Here is a 17,679-nt window from a genome sequence, read left to right as displayed (position 1 = left end):
AGGTGTAATTGATGAAATCAATTTGGGCATTGCTCAGTTTCAAATTGATAAATACAATAGTTTAATGGGATAGATATACCCTTTATGGATTTCAAGATGGATCGCGACGGCAAGGGAGTGAATCCCCGGGAGCATAGATAACGATGTGACCGGGGTGAGCGAGTGCAGCCAACAAAGAGGCAACTTGAAAGATAACGGGTATAATAAGGTTGAGGTAATATTAATGATACATAAGATCATACTGGCTCGATTTTTTTCTGTTTTTTCAGAGGCATTTGTTATGTTCGCTGTGCCTGTATTAGTATATACCTCAACTAATAGTGCTTCACTTTCATCTTTTGCTTTTGGGCTTGAACGGCTATTCAGAGTGATTTCTCTCCCTATTTCTGGTTGGATGGGGGACAGGATGCATACTTTGGTTATGTTATTCCTGAGTGATATTCTTCGATCATTAGTTTGCTTATTTCTTTTTATCCTTTCATTTATATATTCTGATAATAGCATCGTATATATCATTATTTCTCTCTCATGTGTTTTATCCTTTTTTAGCGGGGCGGGATATGTCAACCTTGAAGGTTTTGTCTCTAAAAACATGAGTGCAATAGAATTACCTTCGGTTAACTCTCGTTTACAATTTGTTGAACAGTTTACCTATATTGCAGCCCCGGCGGTTGTCGGCGTGCTGGTTTATAAATTCAGTGTTTATGCGGTATTTGCATTTGCATTTTTTCCTTTCCTGATTAGTAGCTTGATATGGTTTCAGCTACAAAGGAAAAACAGGATTGAAGAACGCGCTAATAGAGAAGGGTATAATCTGCCGGCCATTTTTAAGTTCTTGATGGAAAATCCACCCTTGTTACGCGTCATTAGCCTGACATTCCTGATGAATGTGATGCAAGGTGCTATTTTGTCAACGGCAGTTTATGTTATCACCAGTGTTTTTTCACAGCCGAAAGGGAGTTATGCTCAGCTTTTGGCTTATGCGGGGCTGGTGAATTGTTGTGTTTTTTTTATTGCGCCAAAATTGTGCCGGATTTTTGATGTACGTATCGTTGGTGTAACGGCTTTTCTGATTGCGTTATGTGGTCTGACACTGTTTGCTACTGGGCCGTTATTTGTGGTTTACACATTAGGTTTCTTACTGGTTATTGGTTCGGAAGGTTGTTTTAATCTTTTTTCCCGCTCTTATCGAGCAAGTCTTATTCCGAAGCAGCGTTTTTCTCAGTATCTTGGTGTGGTGCTGGTTTTGAATCAGTTAGCGACACCTTTAACCAGTTTTATTTGTGCTAATTTACTGAACTATTTTTCCTACAATAGTATTTATCTGATATTCTCTGCATTTGTTTTATTGATGTTTATTATTATTAACCCTTATCGTTCGCTTAAATTTAATCTGCATAATAGTCAATAATGGAGGAAATATGAGTTCGAAAAAATATTTGTTAGTGCTTGATTATCTTCCGGCAAGGCTGAATGAAATCGTCAATATTCGTGACTATATTCGATATAATTACTCCCTTGAGTTGGTGATTATTAGCGATATGTTGTCCGGTGAGGAAAAAAATGTTACACCATTTGTCTATCATATTCCTGTACGAACAGAAAATTATGTTGATGACAATTATGTTGATCGTGTGATGACCGTTCTTGCTGAACTTAATATGACATGTGCTGGTATTCTTCCTTTTATGGATGCGGTATCTGGGTATGCGGCTGTTATCGCGAAGAAATTAAACGTTTATGGTGATGATCCCAAATTAAGTTTCGCAGGTATTGAGAAATATCAATTTCGCCAACAAGAAACTCGAATATTACCGTTGCTTGCGGCACAACATATTAAAACGCCTCGATATACTTTCATTAATGAGATTAAAGAGCTAGAAGAGTTTTATGATTCTGTTCCGTATGGTGTGATTATTAAGCCTAATTGTGGTCGGGCAAATGTAGGCGTGGTAGCGGTTAAAGATAGAAGTAAAATCCCAACGGCTTTTGCTCAATCTGTTGAGCAATCTGGTGGTAATCAAATTCTTGCAGAAGAACTTATTATTTTCGATACAGAATATTCGTACGATGGTATTGGTTGTATGGCATTTTTAACGCAAAAAGTTTCCCAGAAAGGGGAATTTCCTGTTGAAATAGGGCAAATAGTTCCGGCGCAATGTGATGGCAGAAATACGATTGCATTACATAAAGCAGGGCAGGCAATGAATCTGATTTCAGGGCAGACTTTTGGCGCATTCCATAATGAGATTAAGCAAGATAGTAAAACGGGAGAAACTTTTCTGGTTGAAACTAATCGTAGACCCGCGGGTATGCGTATTTGGGATATGGCTAACCGGGTATATGGTATAAGCTTGCAGGAAATTTGGGTTGACCATTTAGTCAAAGGATTTAGTGATCGAATGATATTGCCAGAAGCAAAGGGAAGAGCATTTTTGATTAATTTACTGGCAGGTAAAGACGGCAAAATTAATGATAAATTCGATCAAACAGAAATTAATGAAGTGTTATTAGCATCTGTTGATAATATTTTGAGTAAATTATATTACGAAATTATTGCAATAAAAATTAATTTAGATAAGAATTCACCGGTTTATGAAACACCAAAAAGCAATAATGATTTCTGTGGTTATGTTTGTGTGCATATTAATGATGAGCACGTCAAATGTGAATCCCTGATGAATGAAATTAATGATGCATGGAGGGATATATTGTCTAATTATATTTTATAATTTCGTGTGGTTAGAGCCTTATTTGGGCTCTAATTGTTATATGATTAGATTATATGCTATTGCTTTAGCAACTGCTGCAACTTTATTGGGAACCACTAATTTCTCCATAACATTGTTAATGTGGAAATTAACTGTTCTTGTTGAAATATCCAGTATATCGGCTATTTCAGCAGAAGTTTTTCCCTCACAAGTCCATCTTATGACTTCAACTTCTCTGGTAGAGAGTGTTGGAATAATGATTTTATCCTTTTTATTTTTTAGGTTATTAAATGTTTTTATGCATTCATTTGCCAATATGCCTAATACTCCTGCTTTATTAAGTATTTCATTATGAGAAATAGTGCCTTCTTTTCTGGCAACTGAAAAAATCGACCTTTCTCCATGATAACCTTTAATTTTGATTGAAAGACTATTTTTGACTTCATTTTTATTTGAATTTGATTTTTCAATCGTAAAATCAGTGTTTTTTGATATTTTATCATTACAAACTGACGGAATAGAGAAAGTGTAATCACCATTCATTAATTGGTCGCTGTCATGATTATTATCTTGATTATAATTACTTGCAGTTTCTATATTTAGGTTGGTTATTAGAACATATTTTTTTGTCGTGAATGGATATTTTTCTTCCTGATAAATTGAGTAGAATTCAAAACCCAGATAGTTTATCGCGTTTAATAGCCTCTTTTCTAATTCAGGCATGGTTTTGGACTTTTTAATTTCTGATAAAATTTCATTAAATGATGTGTTCATAAGATTTTCCTCATCATATAATATTTGCAATAAAATTAATTTTATATAAAAAATATTTTATTCATATAATCAATTATAAGTAAAAAATTTAAAAAATTGAATTTTTATATTGTAACCTTTAAGAAATAAATATGCTACTTAGAATTATATCGATTATTAGCGCTTATATATTGGGGCGACATGTATTTTCCTGGTGACATCTTCGGTTTACCCTGCTGCATCGCGCTGTTATGCTTACAGGTCTAATTTAATTTGATCACAGGTATTTTCATGGCAAAACTTTCTTTTGACTCTATCGAAGCACAAGCAAGTTATGGGGTTGGCTTGCAAGTTGGTCAGCAATTACTGGAGTCTGGCCTGCAAGGTCTGGAACCTGAAGCGTTGTTAGCGGGGTTATGCGATGCGCTGGAAAATCATTCTCCAGCGGTGCCGGTCGATATATTGCATCGTGCCTTACGTGAAATGCATGAACGTGCAGATGGTGTGCGTCGTGAACGTCAGCAAGTTATGGCAGAAGAGGGACAGAAATTTCTGGCAGAAAATGCTCAGCGTGACGGTATAAGCACGACAGAATCTGGTTTACAGTTCTCTGTACTAAAGCAGGGTGATGGTGCAATTCCTGCCCATACTGACCACGTGCGTGTCCATTACACGGGGCGTCTGATTGATGGCACCGTGTTTGACAGCTCAGTACAGCGTGGTGAACCTGCTGAATTTCCTGTGAATGGGGTGATTGCTGGATGGATTGAAGCATTGACGTTGATGCCTGTCGGTTCTAAATGGGAACTTTATATCCCTTATAATTTGGCTTATGGCGAGCGTGGTGCCGGTGCATCGATTCCCCCATATAGCACTCTGATTTTCGAGGTGGAATTGTTGGATATTCTGTAAGTTTTATCCACAAGTAGGTTTAAAAAAATAGCCGGTATATTCGTCTCAGACTACTGACAAACCCATTTAAAAAATGGGGGGTATTTTCAAACCATCGAAAATTTCAGCTAGGATGTTGCCGATGAACTGGCTTTCCCTCAATTTCCTAATTATTTCTTTAAATAAGATCTTTGGCCCACTATCTTCCTAGCTATTCTGTGTCATTGCCACCAGCATTTGGATTCTCTCTAATCTTAACCGTGTTCATAATGCCGTTTTGCATTGGCAAGATTAGGTTTCACTGTCTCCTTTAGCTTGTTAGCACTTATTTACTTTACCTTTGGCTGAGTTTCAGTCTTTCGAGCATTTTTTATTTTTTAATAACTTTAGTGACAAATAAACAATATTTTGTTTGTTTTTATTATAAAAACAATATTGATTTATTAAATATACCCAAGAAACTTCAAGATGCAGTTTTTAGCACCTGAAAATGGTCGTTAATTCTAGACATCAGCGAGTCCGCTATATCCGGTAGCGTTGTGGTGAAAAATTTGAAGACGTTGTCTCGAAATTCATGTTTATCCGCAAAATAACGGTTATTTCGAACCTGTTCATTCATGACCTTCCATAATCGCTCTATTGGGTTTAAATTTGGGCTATAGGGAGGAAGGTAATGTAACTCAATATTGCTAACATAAGCCCACTCCTTAACAAGATGAGCTTTGTTGTAACCCGCCCCATCCACAATAAGATGAATTTTTTGATGATAGTCAGGATAAGACTTTCTTATTTCATTGAAAAAACAGCAAATATTGTAGTCATTGATGGTTTGATATTCCTGGAACACCGTACGACCAATGGCATTCAGGTTGAGCGCGCCCAATATATTCAGGCGAGTCCGGCTTCCTGTTGTTTTGACTGTTTTTTTCTCGCCTTTTCGCATCCAGCCATAACCGAGTTTGGTGCCTTGAGTCGGGTGAACAGCATCAAGAAAAAGGATGGGTTCGTCTTTCGCTGTGACTTTAAGATTCTCATAATATTCAATAAATTGTCGCTGTTTTTCTGCGTCGAATTTATGAGGGACGCCACAAGGTTTTTTATAAGAAAAACCCTGACGGTGTAGCCATTTATTCATGCCGGGAATGCTAAAGGTAATATTCCAGAGCTGAGCAACATAGGCCACGATTTCATGGGTGTGATGGAAAAGATGTTGAGATAAGTGATTGATTAAAAAATCAGTTTGTTCTTGAGAAAGCAAACTATCAGACCCCCCATTATCAGATTTAAGTTTACCTTGATTAAGGTAATCGCTGATATGACGGTTAACGGTCATTTCATGAAGACGCAGGGCCTGAGCGATCATCACTGAACTCCAGCCTTCAGAGGCCAGCAGGACCGCTTTGATGCGATCACACTCCCTCTTATCACGGCAGGTGTGATGGAGATGTTCAAGTTCGGCTTTTTGTTCATCGGTAATGAATATTTTCATAGCGAGGATAATGATCTCCATTTCGGATAAAATCAAGCATCTTCAATGATTACGGGTATATATTTAAGAATGGCATGGATACTTTATTGTATCAACGATTATGAAAGGTCTGGCGGATTAATAAGCCAGGAAGTTATCTTGATATAAAGGAAATGAATACAATTGAAATATCATTATTAATACCCTATTTTTCTCACCGTATTTACCAACCGATGTCTTGGTGATTAAATCGATGGAAAGTTTCCATCTGATAAGCTCGTTACGTTATCTAATTGAGAATGAAACTGCCCGAAAATAAATTTTGAATTCTCCTGATGTTAGGAATATGGTCCAGAAAAACGCTTTTATTGCCAAAAGTCTGGCGGAAATGAATGCATCTCTTCTTGAGCTATCACTGAAATGCTCCCGAATACGGCGCTGGGTGTGATGGATGAACCGTGCGAATGTCTGATTGATCACAATGCGGTCAAATATCTTGAAGGTTTAATGCTTGCTTAGATGAATTGTTGGTGGTACAGCGGGTTGGATGACGGCATCATATTGGGCAAAAGTGTTTGGTGAGAACATGAAGATCACAGTGATTGCATCAGATTGTCAATAACTTGAGCAGGTATATCCGGCTGTTTTTATTTTAGGAGTGGTAATAAAATTCTTACCGTTCCAATAAAAAGATCAATTGGTAATATAGTCTATACCCTATGGATTTCAAGATGCATCGCGGCGGCAAGGGAGTGAATCCCCGGGAGCATAGCAAACTATGTGACCGGGAGTGAGCGAGTGCAGCCAACAAAGAGGCAATTTGAAAGATAACGGGTATAAAATGATAACAGATGACTAACCGCAGAGGTGTGTGATGCTAGAACAAATCTGCCAACTGGCTCAGGAAGCTGGTGCGGCTATTATGACAATTTATCAGGATGAACATCCCCTGAAAGTTGATCATAAGCAAGATGATTCACCGGTTACTATGGCTGATATTGTGGCTCATAAAATAATTAAAGCCGGATTATCCCGTATCGCCCCAGAAATTCCACTGTTGTCGGAAGAAGAGCTTCCTACTTGGGAAGAGAGGCGTGATTGGAAGCGCTATTGGTTAGTTGATCCTCTGGATGGTACCAAGGAATTTATTAATCGTAACGGTGAATTTACGGTTAATATCGCCTTGATTGATGAGGGCGTTCCTGTGATGGGCGTTATATATGCTCCTGTGCAGGATACGCTTTATTCCGGGCAAGGGCGGCAGGCATGGAAAAAAGCCTGTGGAGGTCAATGTTTGCCGATTAAGATTCGTGATGCTAATCCACCAATGGTCGTTGTTAGCCGCTCTCATATGGATACAGAATTAGAAGATTATCTCAATCAATTAGGTGAACATCAGACGGTTTCTGTAGGGTCTTCACTAAAGTTCTGTTTGGTGGCGGAAGGAAAAGCGCAACTTTATCCTCGCTTTGGGCCCACTCATATCTGGGATACTGCGGCGGGTCACGCTATAGCCATTGCTGCTGGTGCTCACGTGACGAACTGGAAAGGTCAGACGCTAGATTATACGCCTCGTGAATCATTCCTGAATCCGGGATTTAGAGTAACGATTTTTTAATCATGGCTGTTTTTTAGCGGAGCTGTGGTGATAAGGGCAAACGAAAACATACCTGCAAGTCGTTATCACCACGGATGTTTTTACTGTAGTTCCTTACGAACTAATTCAATGACCTGTTTGATTTCACTACTGTTTAATGCACCTTCTTTGGTAAACTTCGCTGCGCCATTTTTGTCCAGGACAATAATGGCAGAACTTTTAGCTTCCAACTGCCAAGCTTTTTTGGCCACACCGTTGCTGTCAGCGATAAACTGAGACCACGGAAACTCTCTTTTGCTATCTTCAATACTGCTGCGGACAAAGGGTCCAGTACCGAATATGGCATCATTGATATTGATGATGGTGGTTGTTTGGTATTTTTCTTTTGAAAAATCAGCGCGTTTTATTTCTTCTATCAGTGGAGCATTCATCTCTTTAGCTGCACTACGACCTGCAATATGTTGTATGACTCTCACTTTACCAATCAGTTTTCCACTATCCCAATTTTGGTAGCTAAACTTGTTATTGTTGAGTAACAACTCACCTTTATCAGAAACACTGATCGCAGGAACCTGTTGTTCCAGAGTGATGTTGTGGGCGAATGCTAAAGCAGGAGAACAAAGTAGCGCAGCATATAGCATAAAGTTCTTTATCATAATTTTTCCTTTGTAGGTTAGTGTGACAATGCATGGATCTCTAGCATAGCGGGTATTAACTGATTTATCTCTTTAAAGAAGATCAAATTTTTAACATTAAGTAAGAGATAAAGTTACATAGTTATGTATATCTAAATATCTGTCATTTTATGTAAATTCAGTGCATAAAACTAAAAATGGAGGGAACAAAATCGGATAAATTCAGTCTATTATTCTACATAACGGTATGGTGTGTGGAGTTGGCTCACCAAACGTAACCGTAAGAAGTCGCTAGGAGGAAAAAAGCAGAGATGAAAATTTTTCACCGATATAACCCACTGAAAATTGCTCTCTACGTTAAAACTTTATTCCGTGGACGTTTATACATTAAAGACATGGGGGCTTTTGAATTTGACTGCGGCAAAATTTTACCGCCGAAGGTGAGAGATAAGCGCCATTTTAGTGTAATGAGCGAAGTCAATCAGCAAGTGCTACGTTTGCAGGCCGAAATAGGATAGATAACGAAAAAGAATCGGGTTGCATACTGGTGTAATCTGCGCCACAAAATAACAATAAGTGGCGCTTAACATGAGAATACTAAACGGCCTTAGCTCAAGAATAGGCCGTTTTTATTTATCATCACTGATAGGCTGGTTTTGCGTGGGTGCCGTGGTGAGAGTATCAGTAATTTTTGTGACTAATAGCTGATCGATTTTGTAGTTATCAATATCGACAACTTCAAATTTGTAACCAGCAAACTTAACTGAATCAGTACGCTTTGGAATTTTACGCAACCGAAACATCATGAAACCTGCAATGGTTTCATAGTTACTTGAATCAGGAAAATCATCAATATCCAGTACACGCTGTACATCATCAATAGGTGTTCCTCCTTCTACTAACCATGAATTTTCGTCACGGATGATGATCTGCTCTTCTTGTCCTTGGTCGACTAAATCACCCATCAGTGTGGTCATAACATCATTAAGGGTAATCACACCCATTACCAATGCATATTCATTCAGAATAATAGCGAAATCTTCACCTGCCGCTTTAAAACTTTCCAGTGCATCTGAAAGTGTCAAGGTATCTGGAATGATCAGCGCGTTGCGGATCTGGACACCTTTATTGAAGCTTAGGCTTTGACCACTTAGGACACGGTTAAGCAGATCTTTGGAATCCACATAACCGATAACGTGATCAATATCTCTATCACATATCAGGTACTTGGAATGTGGCTGGCTAGAAACCCGCTGCTTGATACTTTCCTCACTTTCATCCTTATCGAAGTAAATGATACTTTCCCTTGAGGTCATGGCAGAAGGCACTGTGCGGGATTCGAGCTCGAACACGTTTTCAATCAGTTCATGCTCTTGTTTACGCAGCACACCCGCAACAGCCCCTGCTTCCACAACCGCAAAAATATCATCGGATGTGATATCTTCATTACGTGCTGTCGGAATTTTAAAGAGCTTAAAGATAAGATCAGACAGGCCATTAAATAGCCAAACTAGTGGACGAAAAACGGTCAGACAGAAACGCATTGGGTTAACGATTTTCACGGCGACTGCTTCAGGCTTAATCATGCCGATACGTTTTGGTGTCAAGTCAGCGAGCAAAATAAATATACTGGTCACAATGATAAATGAGCAGATAAAGCCCAACTGGTCTGCCCATTCGGGGCGCATAAATTTCATGAAAAACGTTTTCAATGAAGGAGAGAATGCGGATTCACCGACAACACCTGCCAAAATTGCTACTGCATTTAGGCCGATTTGCACCACGGTAAAAAACATTCCCGGCGTTTCTTGTAATTTGAGGACATGAGCTGCGTTGATATTACCTTCATCTGCCATCAGTTTTAGTTTGATTCTCCTAGAGGCAGCAAGAGAGATTTCAGATAACGAAAAAAAGGCGCTTATCGCGCACAATAGAAATACTATTAAGAGACTATTTAGCATAAGGAATCCATGTTCTACCTCCGGTGGTAGGGTAGGTTGTCATTAGAAAAGCACCGGAGGAAACAATAAAAATCATATAAAATAAAAAGTGACGACAAACACTTAGAAAGCTATTGATTAGCGTAGTAATTATAACATTAATTAAATGTAGCGACTAGTTTTCGTTCATTTTGGGTAGGCAAACACCAATACCGCCTAGCCCGCAATACCCCTCAGGATTCTTAAATAGATACTGTTGGTGATAGTCTTCAGCAAAATAGAATGGCCCCGCTTCTGTGATCTCCGTTGTAATAGGGCGATTGTCGCTTTGTTGTTGCATTGCTTTTTGGAAATGTTCACGGCTGGCTAATGCCAGTTCATGTTGCTGAGGTGACACGGTATAAATCGCGGAGCGATATTGAGAACCAATATCCCCGCCCTGGCGCATCCCTTGAGCAGGATCGTGGTTTTCCCAGAAGAGTTTTAATAAGTTTTCGTAGCTGTTTTTTGCTGGATCGTAAACAATTCTAACAACCTCAGCATGTCCGGTCAGGCCGCTACAAATTTCTTCGTAAGTTGGATTGGCTGTTGTACCGCCGCTATAACCTGCGGAGGTGGTGTAAATATCAGGTTGTTGCCAGAATAGGCGTTCTACGCCCCAGAAGCATCCCATACCAAAATAGGCCACTTCCATATTTTCTGGAACAGGTTCTATCGTATGATCAGTAACAGCATGGTTAGGTGAAACCTTAAGTGGCTCAGTTCTGCCTGGTAATGCACTATGAGGATCAATAGATAGGCTTTTATTAGCTGAAGTTGGCACAATTCACTCCCGTAATTATTAAGTTTTCAGATATTGATAGATTGTATATATTGTAAACTTTACTCAAGATAAATTGATTATAGTTAAATTATTCCGATCAGGTTAGGAGTTCGCGTGTCGAGATACCCCGTTTTATGCTTTCTTTGTGTGTCTATCGTAACTCCCATTGCTCATAGTGCTAATCTTCGTCTGAAAATAGAAGGATTAACAGGTAAGTTGGAAAAAAATGCCCGAATTCATCTCTCCACTATTAGTACTGATGAAGTTGCGCCAGATGGCCGTTTTCGATCTCGTGTAGATAAAGCGATTCGTGAAGGCTTGCGCCCGCTTGGTTATTATGAACCCATTATCGAATTTACCTATCAGGAAAATAGACCGCCAGCTCGCTCGGTATTAACGGCAAAAGTTACTGTAGGCGAACCGGTGAGAATTGCCGATGTTAATGTTGTTTTGGAAGGTGGGGCTAAGACAGATGGAGATTATGCCAAACTTGTTAAAAGCAAAAGCCCAAAGAAAGGAACGATTCTTAATCATGATGAATATGAAAACCTTAAAGGTTCTTTGACCGGGCTCGCTATTAGGAAAGGTTATTTTGACGCGGTTATGAAAAAGAGCCAATTAGGTGTTGCCAAAGAACGACATGAGGCATTCTGGGACTTTGTTTTTAATAGCGGTGAGCGTTATCACTTTGGTCAGGTGCGTTATCGTGGTTCACAGATCCGCGAAGATTATTTGAATCATCTAGTTCCATTCAGCGAAGGGGATTTTTATACCTCTGAACAATTAGCCGAATTGAATCGGCGGTTAGCAGAAACTGGCTGGTTTAATTCAGCAGTAGTCTCACCGGATTTTAATTCCGCTAGAAAAAATGGTGACGGAATGCTTCCTCTTGAAGCGGTATTAACGCCACGTTCCAAAAACTATGTTGAACTGGGTGGGGGTTATGGATCTGATGTAGGGCCACGGGTAAAGGCGAAATGGACAAAACCGTGGCTTAATTCCCGTGGACACAGCCTTAGCGCCAGTATCAACCTTTCTGCACCTGAACAGGTTATTGATGCTACCTATAAAATGCCGCTGAAGGTGAATCCGTTAGAGCAATATTACGCATTGCAGACGGGTTATAAGCGTAAAGATATCAACGATACCGTATCAGATACCGCGACAGTAAATTTTTCCCGTAATTGGGATCTTTCAACGGGTTGGCAGTATGGGATCAATATGCGTTGGAGTCTCAGCCACTTTACTCAGGCTAATGTTACCAATACGGCAATGTTATTGTACCCAGGGGCGAACGTCAGCCGTATCCGCCAGCGTGGAGGAACGATGCCTTATTGGGGCGATAGCCAGCGCTATTCTATTGATATCTCTGATACCCTTTGGGGCTCTGATGTTGATTTCTTGGTGTTACAGGCGCAAAACGTTTGGATCAGAACTTATTGGGATAATCACCGTTTTGTTGCTCGGGGTAATTTGGGTTGGATAGAAACCAATGCATTCGAGAAGGTTCCACCCGACCTACGTTTTTTCGCTGGTGGTGATCACAGTGTTCGTGGTTACAGATATCAGAAAATCTCGCCTAAAGATAATAAAGGAAAATTGACCGGTGCATCCGCATTGGTTGTGGGTTCGCTTGAGTATCAATATAACGTAACAGGTAATTGGTGGAGTGCTGTTTTTGTTGATACCGGTGAAGCCATTAATGACGTTAGAAAGAGCAATTTTAAAACCGGCGTAGGTATTGGTGTGCGTTGGGCTTCTCCGGTCGGACCTATTAAGTTTGACCTTGCCAGACCAATAGGGGATTCAGAATCCCGTAACATCCAGTTTTACATCGGGTTAGGATCTGAATTATGAGATGGATGAAAAAGGTCAGCATTGCTTTTCTGCTGATAGTGACTTTGTTGGTTATTGCTGTTGCTGGATTGGTAGGAACGCAATCTGGCCTGCATTTTATGATTAACAGTGCTGCCCGTTGGGTACCGGGGCTGGATATAACCAGCGTCAGCGGCGGTTGGCGTGATTTGACCCTGAAAGGCGTTAAGTACCAAATGCCCGGTGTTAATGTCAATGTGGATCAACTCCACCTTTCATTGCGTCTTTCCTGTCTGAAAAAGAGTCAATTATGTGTGAATGCATTGACAACGGAAGGCGTAAAAGTTGCGATTAATACTAAACAATTGCCTCCTGCGGGAGAACCGTCGCCAAAGTCAGAACCTTTCACCGAACTGAGGACACCGTATCCAGTCTCACTTGATTTGCTATCCGTTAAAAATGTCACTGTCACCGTAAATGATACGATATTTGCCCTTGATGAATTTAGGACCGCTGCTCACTGGCAGCAAAAAGCATTAACGCTTAAACCAACGAAAATTAATGGATTGCTGGTGGAACTGCCAAAAACGCCGCCTGAACGGCTGAAAATAGCGGAAGCAGAGGGGAAAGCGAAACGAGGGAGTGAACCGGAAAAATCGTTGGCAGAAATTCTGAAAAAATTATTCTCTCAACCGCTATTGGCAACATTACCAGAAGTGCCTATTCCACTGGATATCACTGTTGCAGGGATAAGTGGTAAGCAATTACGGCTGACGGGTGATACCAATATCACAATCAATCAGTTTTTATTGCAACTTAGCAATCAGGGGCAGCAGATTCAGCTCAATAAATTGAATGTTAAAATGCCGGAAGGTTCTCTCGCCATTAATGGTTCCGCAACTCTGGCACAGCAATGGCCGATAAAACTGGTAATAAAAGGTGAGCTAAATCGACAAGAGATCCAAGGACAAAAGGTTAATGTAAAGCTTAATGGCGCTTTACAGGAGCAACTCAGCTTAGGGCTAAATTTGTCTGGTCCTGTCAGTGCTAAACTTGATGCTCAAGCGGAACTGGCTAAGGTAGGTTTACCCGTGCGGGTGACGCTTGAAAGCCAACAACTAAGTTGGCCTTTAACGGGGAAGCCAGAATATCAGCTAGATGGCGTAAAAATGCGCCTTAATGGTAAGGCCAGTGGTTATGATTTGTCATTGCGTTCCGGTATTAACGGTAGTGAAATCCCGCCAGCATTACTTGTATTAGATGCCAAAGGTAATGAAGAACAGTTTAAGTTGACCCGTTTACGCCTGTCTGCTTTGCAGGGAAAGAGTGAACTGGTAGGTGTGGCAGATTGGAGTAAGGCGGTAAGTTGGAATGCGGTGCTGACACTCTCCGGGATCAATACCGCTAAACAGTGGCCGGAATGGCCTGCTAAAATCGATGGGAAAATAGTGACTCGGGGGAGTTTACACGGTGGTAGTTGGCAGCTTCAGATCCCGGAAATTACGCTGGACGGTAACGTAAAACAGAACTTAATAAAAGCCAAAGGTAAGATTTCTGGTAACGCGGCGGGTCAGTGGAATATTCCTCAATTCGAGCTGGCTTTAGGGCGCAATAAAATGAATCTCCAGGGACAATTGTCCAAACAGTGGAAACTGGATGGCGATATCCGTGCACCGAAGTTGGATGGTATATTTCCGGGGCTTGGCGGTGTCGTGAATGGGACGCTGAAACTGCGCGGTAATATACAAGCGCCTCAGCTTTTGGTTGATCTCAATGCTAACGGGTTGAAATGGCAGGATTTGCGTGTTGATCGAGTGAATGTGAAAGGGGATGTACGTTCTGCTGAACAGATCCAAGGGAATCTTGCTGCTAAAGTCAGTGAGTTGAAACAAGCGGATTTGATTGTCCGTAATTTTACGTTGGATGCTAAGGGCAATGAGAAACAGCACGACTTGCAATTGAAGATTGACGGCAAACCGATTGCGGGTCAACTTGCATTGCATGGTAGTTTTGATCGTAAGCAACAGCGATGGAAAGGTAGCATTAACAATACCCGTTTTGACACCCCGGTTGGAGAATGGCGCTTAACTAAAGCGATAACTCTTGATTATCTTAATCAGCAGCAGAAAGTTACTGTGGGCCCTCACTGTTGGCTAAATCCACATGCGCAGTTCTGCGTACCTAAATCCATTGAAGCTGGTGTCAGCGGTAGTGCATCCATCGTTCTTGAACGTTTGGATCTTGCTTTGATTCAGCCATTACTGGCACCTGAAACACATTTGAAAGGTATATTCAGTGGCAATGCCGACGTTAAATGGAGTGCGGAAAGCGGATTGCCTCAGGCCAACGTTAATTTGCGTGGTGATGGGGTGCATGTTAAGCAGATGGTTGATGGCACTGCATTACCGGTAGATTTCCAGACCCTGACACTCAATGCAGGCTTGAAGAATGGCACAGCAGAGTTGAATTGGTTATTTAAGATTATGGGAAATGGCCGATTCAACGGTGGCGTACAAGTTGCTGATCTTGCTGGGAGCCGTAAGCTGTCGGGTAATGTAGATATTCAGGATATTTCACTGGCGTTAATCAAGCCGATTCTTGGGAAAGGTGATAAAGCTGAAGGTCATTTGAATGCTAACCTGCGTCTGGGAGGCAATGTCAGAAATCCATTATTGTTTGGCCGGTTAGACTTGAGTGCACTGCAAGCTTCGGGCCATTGGATCCCATTTGATATTGTTCAAGGGCAAATGGGTGTGAATTTTGATGGAATACGTTCCGTTCTTGATGGTGTTATTAAAACGCCGAAGGGGCAGCTTAACCTAAATGGTGACGCGGACTGGCGTAATGTGGATGCATGGCATGCACGAGTAACGGCTAACGGTGACAAGTTAAGAGTCGTTTTTCCACCAATGGTGAAAATTGATGTTAGCCCTGCTCTGGTGTTTGAGGCTTCTCCTCAGTTGCTGAAATTGGATGGTAGCGTTGGCATTCCTTGGGCGCGTATTACCGTGAAGGAGCTACCAGAATCGACAGTTGAGACTTCATCGGATGAAGTCATATTGAATGAAAATCTTCAGCCATTACAACAGAAAAAAGCATCTATCCCGATTCAAAGTAACTTGACGATTCATATAGGAGATGATGTTCGTCTTAGTGCTTTCGGTCTTAAAGCACAACTTAAAGGCGATCTGATGGTTGTTCAAGATAAACAAGGCATGGGTTTGAATGGTCAAGTTGATATTCTTGATGGCCGTTTCCGTACTTATGGGCAGGATCTGATCGTTCGTAAAGGGCTGATTATGTTCTCAGGTCCACCTGATCAGCCATTACTCAACATTGAGGCTATCCGTAATCCAGATTCTACCGATGGGCAGGTTATTGCAGGGGTAAGGGTGACTGGTTTGGCGGATCAGCCAAAAGTAGAAATTTTTTCAGAGCCTGTTAGATCACAATTGGAAGCACTTTCTTATCTGTTGCGTGGTGAGGGTTTAGAGAATAGTAACTCGGACAACTCACAGATGACGGCAATATTAATAGGTTTGGGGGTTGCACAGAGTGGTCAGTTGGTGGGTAAGATCGGTGAAATATTTGGTGTTTCCGACTTAGCACTGGATACTCAGGGGGTTGGTGATAAATCACAGGTAGTTGTTAGCGGGAAAATTACAAAAGATCTGCAAGTTAAGTATGGTGTTGGTATATTTGATTCACTGGCAACATTAACCTTACGCTATAGATTAATGCCTAGATTGTATCTGGAAGCGGTATCTGGTATTGATCAGACATTGGATTTGCTCTATCAGTTTGAGTTTTAAAAATGCGAATTATTGTTTATGGCAGCTTACGGCGCAAACAGGGCAATCATCATTGGATGACCGATGCTCAATGGTTAGGTGATCATCGGCTGGAAGGCTATGAGCTATATGACCTTGGGCATTATCCTGCGGTTATCCGTGGTGACGGAAGTATTGAATGTGAGGTATATCGAATCAATTCTACTATACTGACAGAATTAGATGATTTGAAAGATAATTCGCGGGAGTATGTAAGGGAATTGATTCAGACACCGTATGGCAATGCATGGATATATCTTTATCAGTTTCCAATAACCGGTTTACGGCGGATAAAAAGCGGTGATTGGTTGAAGCGCCATGTGGAAGAGTAAATAAAAACCCTTTTTTGTCATAAAAAGGGAGTATGGTATTAAAAAACCTCTGCCGGTGATGTTCCCCAGAGGTTTTTTAATTATTTAAATAGAGAAAAGTTATTTCTTAGCAGCACGTTCGAAAGAGGAGATAATTTCTGCTTTAGCAGCTTCGACATTATCCCAACCATCAACTTTAACCCATTTACCTTTTTCCAGATCTTTATAGTGCTCAAAGAAGTGAGTGATCTGAGCGCGTAGTAGTTCTGGTAGATCATTCACATCTTTAATGTGATCATACTCTTTGGTTAGTTTGCTATGTGGAACTGCAACCAGTTTCGCGTCTTCACCTGATTCATCAGTCATTTTCAGAACGCCAACTGGACGGCAACGGATCACAGAGCCGGGTTGTAGTGGGTATGGTGTGGGAACCAGAACATCAACCGGGTCACCATCCAGAGATAAGGTGTTGTTGATGTAACCATAGTTGCATGGATAGAACATCGTGGTAGACATAAAACGGTCTACAAACAGTGCACCGGATTCTTTATCAATTTCATATTTAATCGGATCTGCATTTGCAGGGATCTCAATAATGACATAGATATCTTCAGGCAGTTCTTTTCCTGCTGGTACTAAGTTCAGGCTCATGAAAGTTTCCTTTATTTCAAACCAGAATAGAGTGTGGGGTATTATAGCCAAAACATTTTTTAAAGTACTCTCCATTTTTCTGTGTTGGTAAATGCTGTCTCTGAGTTTGATGATTGCTCCGTGGTGTAGTTACTAACCGATAATACAGGTTGTCACTTAGCTCTCGATAAGGTCCGATTTTCCCGGCTATTTGGGCTGGTATATTAATTTGTTGGATATACTGAAATTTTCAGAATAATTTTTTTCAAAAGTGT

Annotated in this window: 15 protein-coding genes; 9 read left to right on the top strand and 6 right to left on the bottom strand. The window is 40.8% G+C overall.

Annotated features, from left to right (window positions below; genetic code table 11):
- Positions 1 to 223: 223 nt before the first annotated feature.
- Together PluTT01m_RS23410 and PluTT01m_RS23405 are read left to right on the top strand one after the other, a co-directional pair.
- Positions 224 to 1,411 (top strand): MFS transporter, encoded by a 1,188-nt coding sequence (locus tag PluTT01m_RS23410; RefSeq protein WP_049789808.1) that lies wholly within the window; start codon positions 224 to 226, stop codon positions 1,409 to 1,411.
- 10 nt (positions 1,412 to 1,421) lie between these two features.
- A complete protein-coding gene (locus PluTT01m_RS23405) occupies positions 1,422 to 2,732 on the top strand; it encodes an ATP-grasp domain-containing protein (RefSeq protein ID WP_011148638.1) in 1,311 nt (436 codons plus the stop codon).
- A 36-nt stretch (positions 2,733 to 2,768) separates the two neighbouring features.
- Here PluTT01m_RS23405 and PluTT01m_RS28000 read toward each other — a convergent pair whose 3' ends face one another.
- Positions 2,769 to 3,485 (bottom strand): helix-turn-helix domain-containing protein, encoded by a 717-nt coding sequence (locus PluTT01m_RS28000; RefSeq protein ID WP_011148637.1) that lies wholly within the window; start codon positions 3,483 to 3,485, stop codon positions 2,769 to 2,771.
- 270 nt (positions 3,486 to 3,755) lie between these two features.
- Here PluTT01m_RS28000 and PluTT01m_RS23395 point away from each other — a divergent pair, with 270 nt between their 5' ends.
- On the top strand, positions 3,756 to 4,376 hold the full coding sequence (locus PluTT01m_RS23395; RefSeq protein WP_011148636.1) for a BamJ family beta-barrel-assembly machinery protein: 621 nt from the start codon (positions 3,756 to 3,758) through the stop codon (positions 4,374 to 4,376).
- A 442-nt stretch (positions 4,377 to 4,818) separates the two neighbouring features.
- On the opposite strand, the gene PluTT01m_RS23390 is transcribed toward PluTT01m_RS23395, so the two are convergent.
- Entirely contained in the window at positions 4,819 to 5,844 is a 1,026-nt protein-coding gene (locus tag PluTT01m_RS23390; protein ID WP_011144720.1) for an IS630-like element ISPlu19 family transposase, read from the bottom strand.
- A 502-nt stretch (positions 5,845 to 6,346) separates the two neighbouring features.
- On the opposite strand from PluTT01m_RS23390, the gene PluTT01m_RS28360 reads away from it, so the two are divergent.
- Together PluTT01m_RS28360 and cysQ are read left to right on the top strand one after the other, a co-directional pair.
- The gene (locus PluTT01m_RS28360; RefSeq protein ID WP_369931556.1) at positions 6,347 to 6,445 is read left to right on the top strand and encodes a tryptophan 7-halogenase; all 99 of its coding nucleotides are present in this window, start codon (positions 6,347 to 6,349) and stop codon (positions 6,443 to 6,445) included.
- A 252-nt stretch (positions 6,446 to 6,697) separates the two neighbouring features.
- Positions 6,698 to 7,441 (top strand): 3'(2'),5'-bisphosphate nucleotidase CysQ, encoded by a 744-nt coding sequence (cysQ, locus tag PluTT01m_RS23380; protein WP_011148635.1) that lies wholly within the window; start codon positions 6,698 to 6,700, stop codon positions 7,439 to 7,441.
- Positions 7,442 to 7,521: 80 nt separating this feature from the next.
- Here cysQ and PluTT01m_RS23375 read toward each other — a convergent pair whose 3' ends face one another.
- Positions 7,522 to 8,076, bottom strand: coding sequence for a YtfJ family protein (locus PluTT01m_RS23375; protein WP_011148634.1), 555 nt, complete (start codon positions 8,074 to 8,076; stop codon positions 7,522 to 7,524).
- A 290-nt stretch (positions 8,077 to 8,366) separates the two neighbouring features.
- On the opposite strand from PluTT01m_RS23375, the gene PluTT01m_RS23370 reads away from it, so the two are divergent.
- Positions 8,367 to 8,573 carry a DUF1107 domain-containing protein gene (locus PluTT01m_RS23370; RefSeq protein ID WP_011148633.1) on the top strand — a complete coding sequence of 69 codons (207 nt, stop codon included), beginning with the start codon at positions 8,367 to 8,369 and terminating at the stop codon, positions 8,571 to 8,573.
- Positions 8,574 to 8,684: 111 nt separating this feature from the next.
- On the opposite strand, the gene paeA is transcribed toward PluTT01m_RS23370, so the two are convergent.
- Both paeA and msrA read right to left on the bottom strand, forming a co-directional pair.
- Positions 8,685 to 10,016: a polyamine export protein PaeA gene (gene paeA, locus PluTT01m_RS23365; protein ID WP_011148632.1), complete on the bottom strand. Its 1,332-nt coding sequence runs from the start codon at positions 10,014 to 10,016 to the stop codon at positions 8,685 to 8,687.
- A 154-nt stretch (positions 10,017 to 10,170) separates the two neighbouring features.
- Positions 10,171 to 10,818, bottom strand: a complete 648-nt coding sequence (gene msrA, locus PluTT01m_RS23360) for a peptide-methionine (S)-S-oxide reductase MsrA (RefSeq protein WP_011148631.1) — start codon at positions 10,816 to 10,818, stop codon at positions 10,171 to 10,173.
- 114 nt (positions 10,819 to 10,932) lie between these two features.
- On the opposite strand from msrA, the gene tamA reads away from it, so the two are divergent.
- Genes tamA through PluTT01m_RS23345 form a run of 3 tightly spaced genes read left to right on the top strand, consistent with a single transcriptional unit; the run spans position 10,933 to position 16,795 of the window.
- On the top strand, positions 10,933 to 12,675 hold the full coding sequence (tamA, locus tag PluTT01m_RS23355; RefSeq protein WP_011148630.1) for an autotransporter assembly complex protein TamA: 1,743 nt from the start codon (positions 10,933 to 10,935) through the stop codon (positions 12,673 to 12,675).
- Positions 12,672 to 16,445, top strand: coding sequence for an autotransporter assembly complex protein TamB (tamB, locus tag PluTT01m_RS23350; protein WP_011148629.1), 3,774 nt, complete (start codon positions 12,672 to 12,674; stop codon positions 16,443 to 16,445). The genes tamA and tamB overlap by 4 nt, the downstream gene beginning before the upstream one ends.
- 2 nt (positions 16,446 to 16,447) lie before the next feature.
- Positions 16,448 to 16,795, top strand: coding sequence for a gamma-glutamylcyclotransferase family protein (locus tag PluTT01m_RS23345; RefSeq protein ID WP_011148628.1), 348 nt, complete (start codon positions 16,448 to 16,450; stop codon positions 16,793 to 16,795).
- Positions 16,796 to 16,894: 99 nt separating this feature from the next.
- Here the strand turns inward: PluTT01m_RS23345 and ppa are convergent, their stop codons facing one another.
- Entirely contained in the window at positions 16,895 to 17,425 is a 531-nt protein-coding gene (gene ppa, locus PluTT01m_RS23340) for an inorganic diphosphatase (RefSeq protein ID WP_011148627.1), read from the bottom strand.
- Positions 17,426 to 17,679 lie beyond the last annotated feature (254 nt).

Source organism: Photorhabdus laumondii subsp. laumondii, assembly GCF_003343245.1.
Lineage (GTDB): Bacteria > Pseudomonadota > Gammaproteobacteria > Enterobacterales > Enterobacteriaceae > Photorhabdus > Photorhabdus laumondii.
This window is presented reverse-complemented; position numbering and strand designations above follow the sequence as displayed.

Bases quoted from the DNA above. Each gene is read 5' to 3' on its own strand.
- PluTT01m_RS23405 (WP_011148638.1), top strand. From the start codon at position 1,422: ATGAGTTCGAAAAAATATTTGTTAGTGCTTGATTATCTTCCGGCAAGG.
- PluTT01m_RS23375 (WP_011148634.1), bottom strand. From the start codon at position 8,076: ATGATAAAGAACTTTATGCTATATGCTGCGCTACTTTGTTCTCCTGCT.
- ppa (WP_011148627.1), bottom strand. From the start codon at position 17,425: ATGAGCCTGAACTTAGTACCAGCAGGAAAAGAACTGCCTGAAGATATC.
- PluTT01m_RS23370 (WP_011148633.1), top strand. From the start codon at position 8,367: ATGAAAATTTTTCACCGATATAACCCACTGAAAATTGCTCTCTACGTT.
- tamB (WP_011148629.1), top strand. From the start codon at position 12,672: ATGAGATGGATGAAAAAGGTCAGCATTGCTTTTCTGCTGATAGTGACT.
- paeA (WP_011148632.1), bottom strand. From the start codon at position 10,016: ATGCTAAATAGTCTCTTAATAGTATTTCTATTGTGCGCGATAAGCGCC.
- PluTT01m_RS23390 (WP_011144720.1), bottom strand. From the start codon at position 5,844: ATGAAAATATTCATTACCGATGAACAAAAAGCCGAACTTGAACATCTC.
- cysQ (WP_011148635.1), top strand. From the start codon at position 6,698: ATGCTAGAACAAATCTGCCAACTGGCTCAGGAAGCTGGTGCGGCTATT.
- PluTT01m_RS23410 (WP_049789808.1), top strand. From the start codon at position 224: ATGATACATAAGATCATACTGGCTCGATTTTTTTCTGTTTTTTCAGAG.
- PluTT01m_RS23395 (WP_011148636.1), top strand. From the start codon at position 3,756: ATGGCAAAACTTTCTTTTGACTCTATCGAAGCACAAGCAAGTTATGGG.
- PluTT01m_RS23345 (WP_011148628.1), top strand. From the start codon at position 16,448: ATGCGAATTATTGTTTATGGCAGCTTACGGCGCAAACAGGGCAATCAT.
- PluTT01m_RS28000 (WP_011148637.1), bottom strand. From the start codon at position 3,485: ATGAACACATCATTTAATGAAATTTTATCAGAAATTAAAAAGTCCAAA.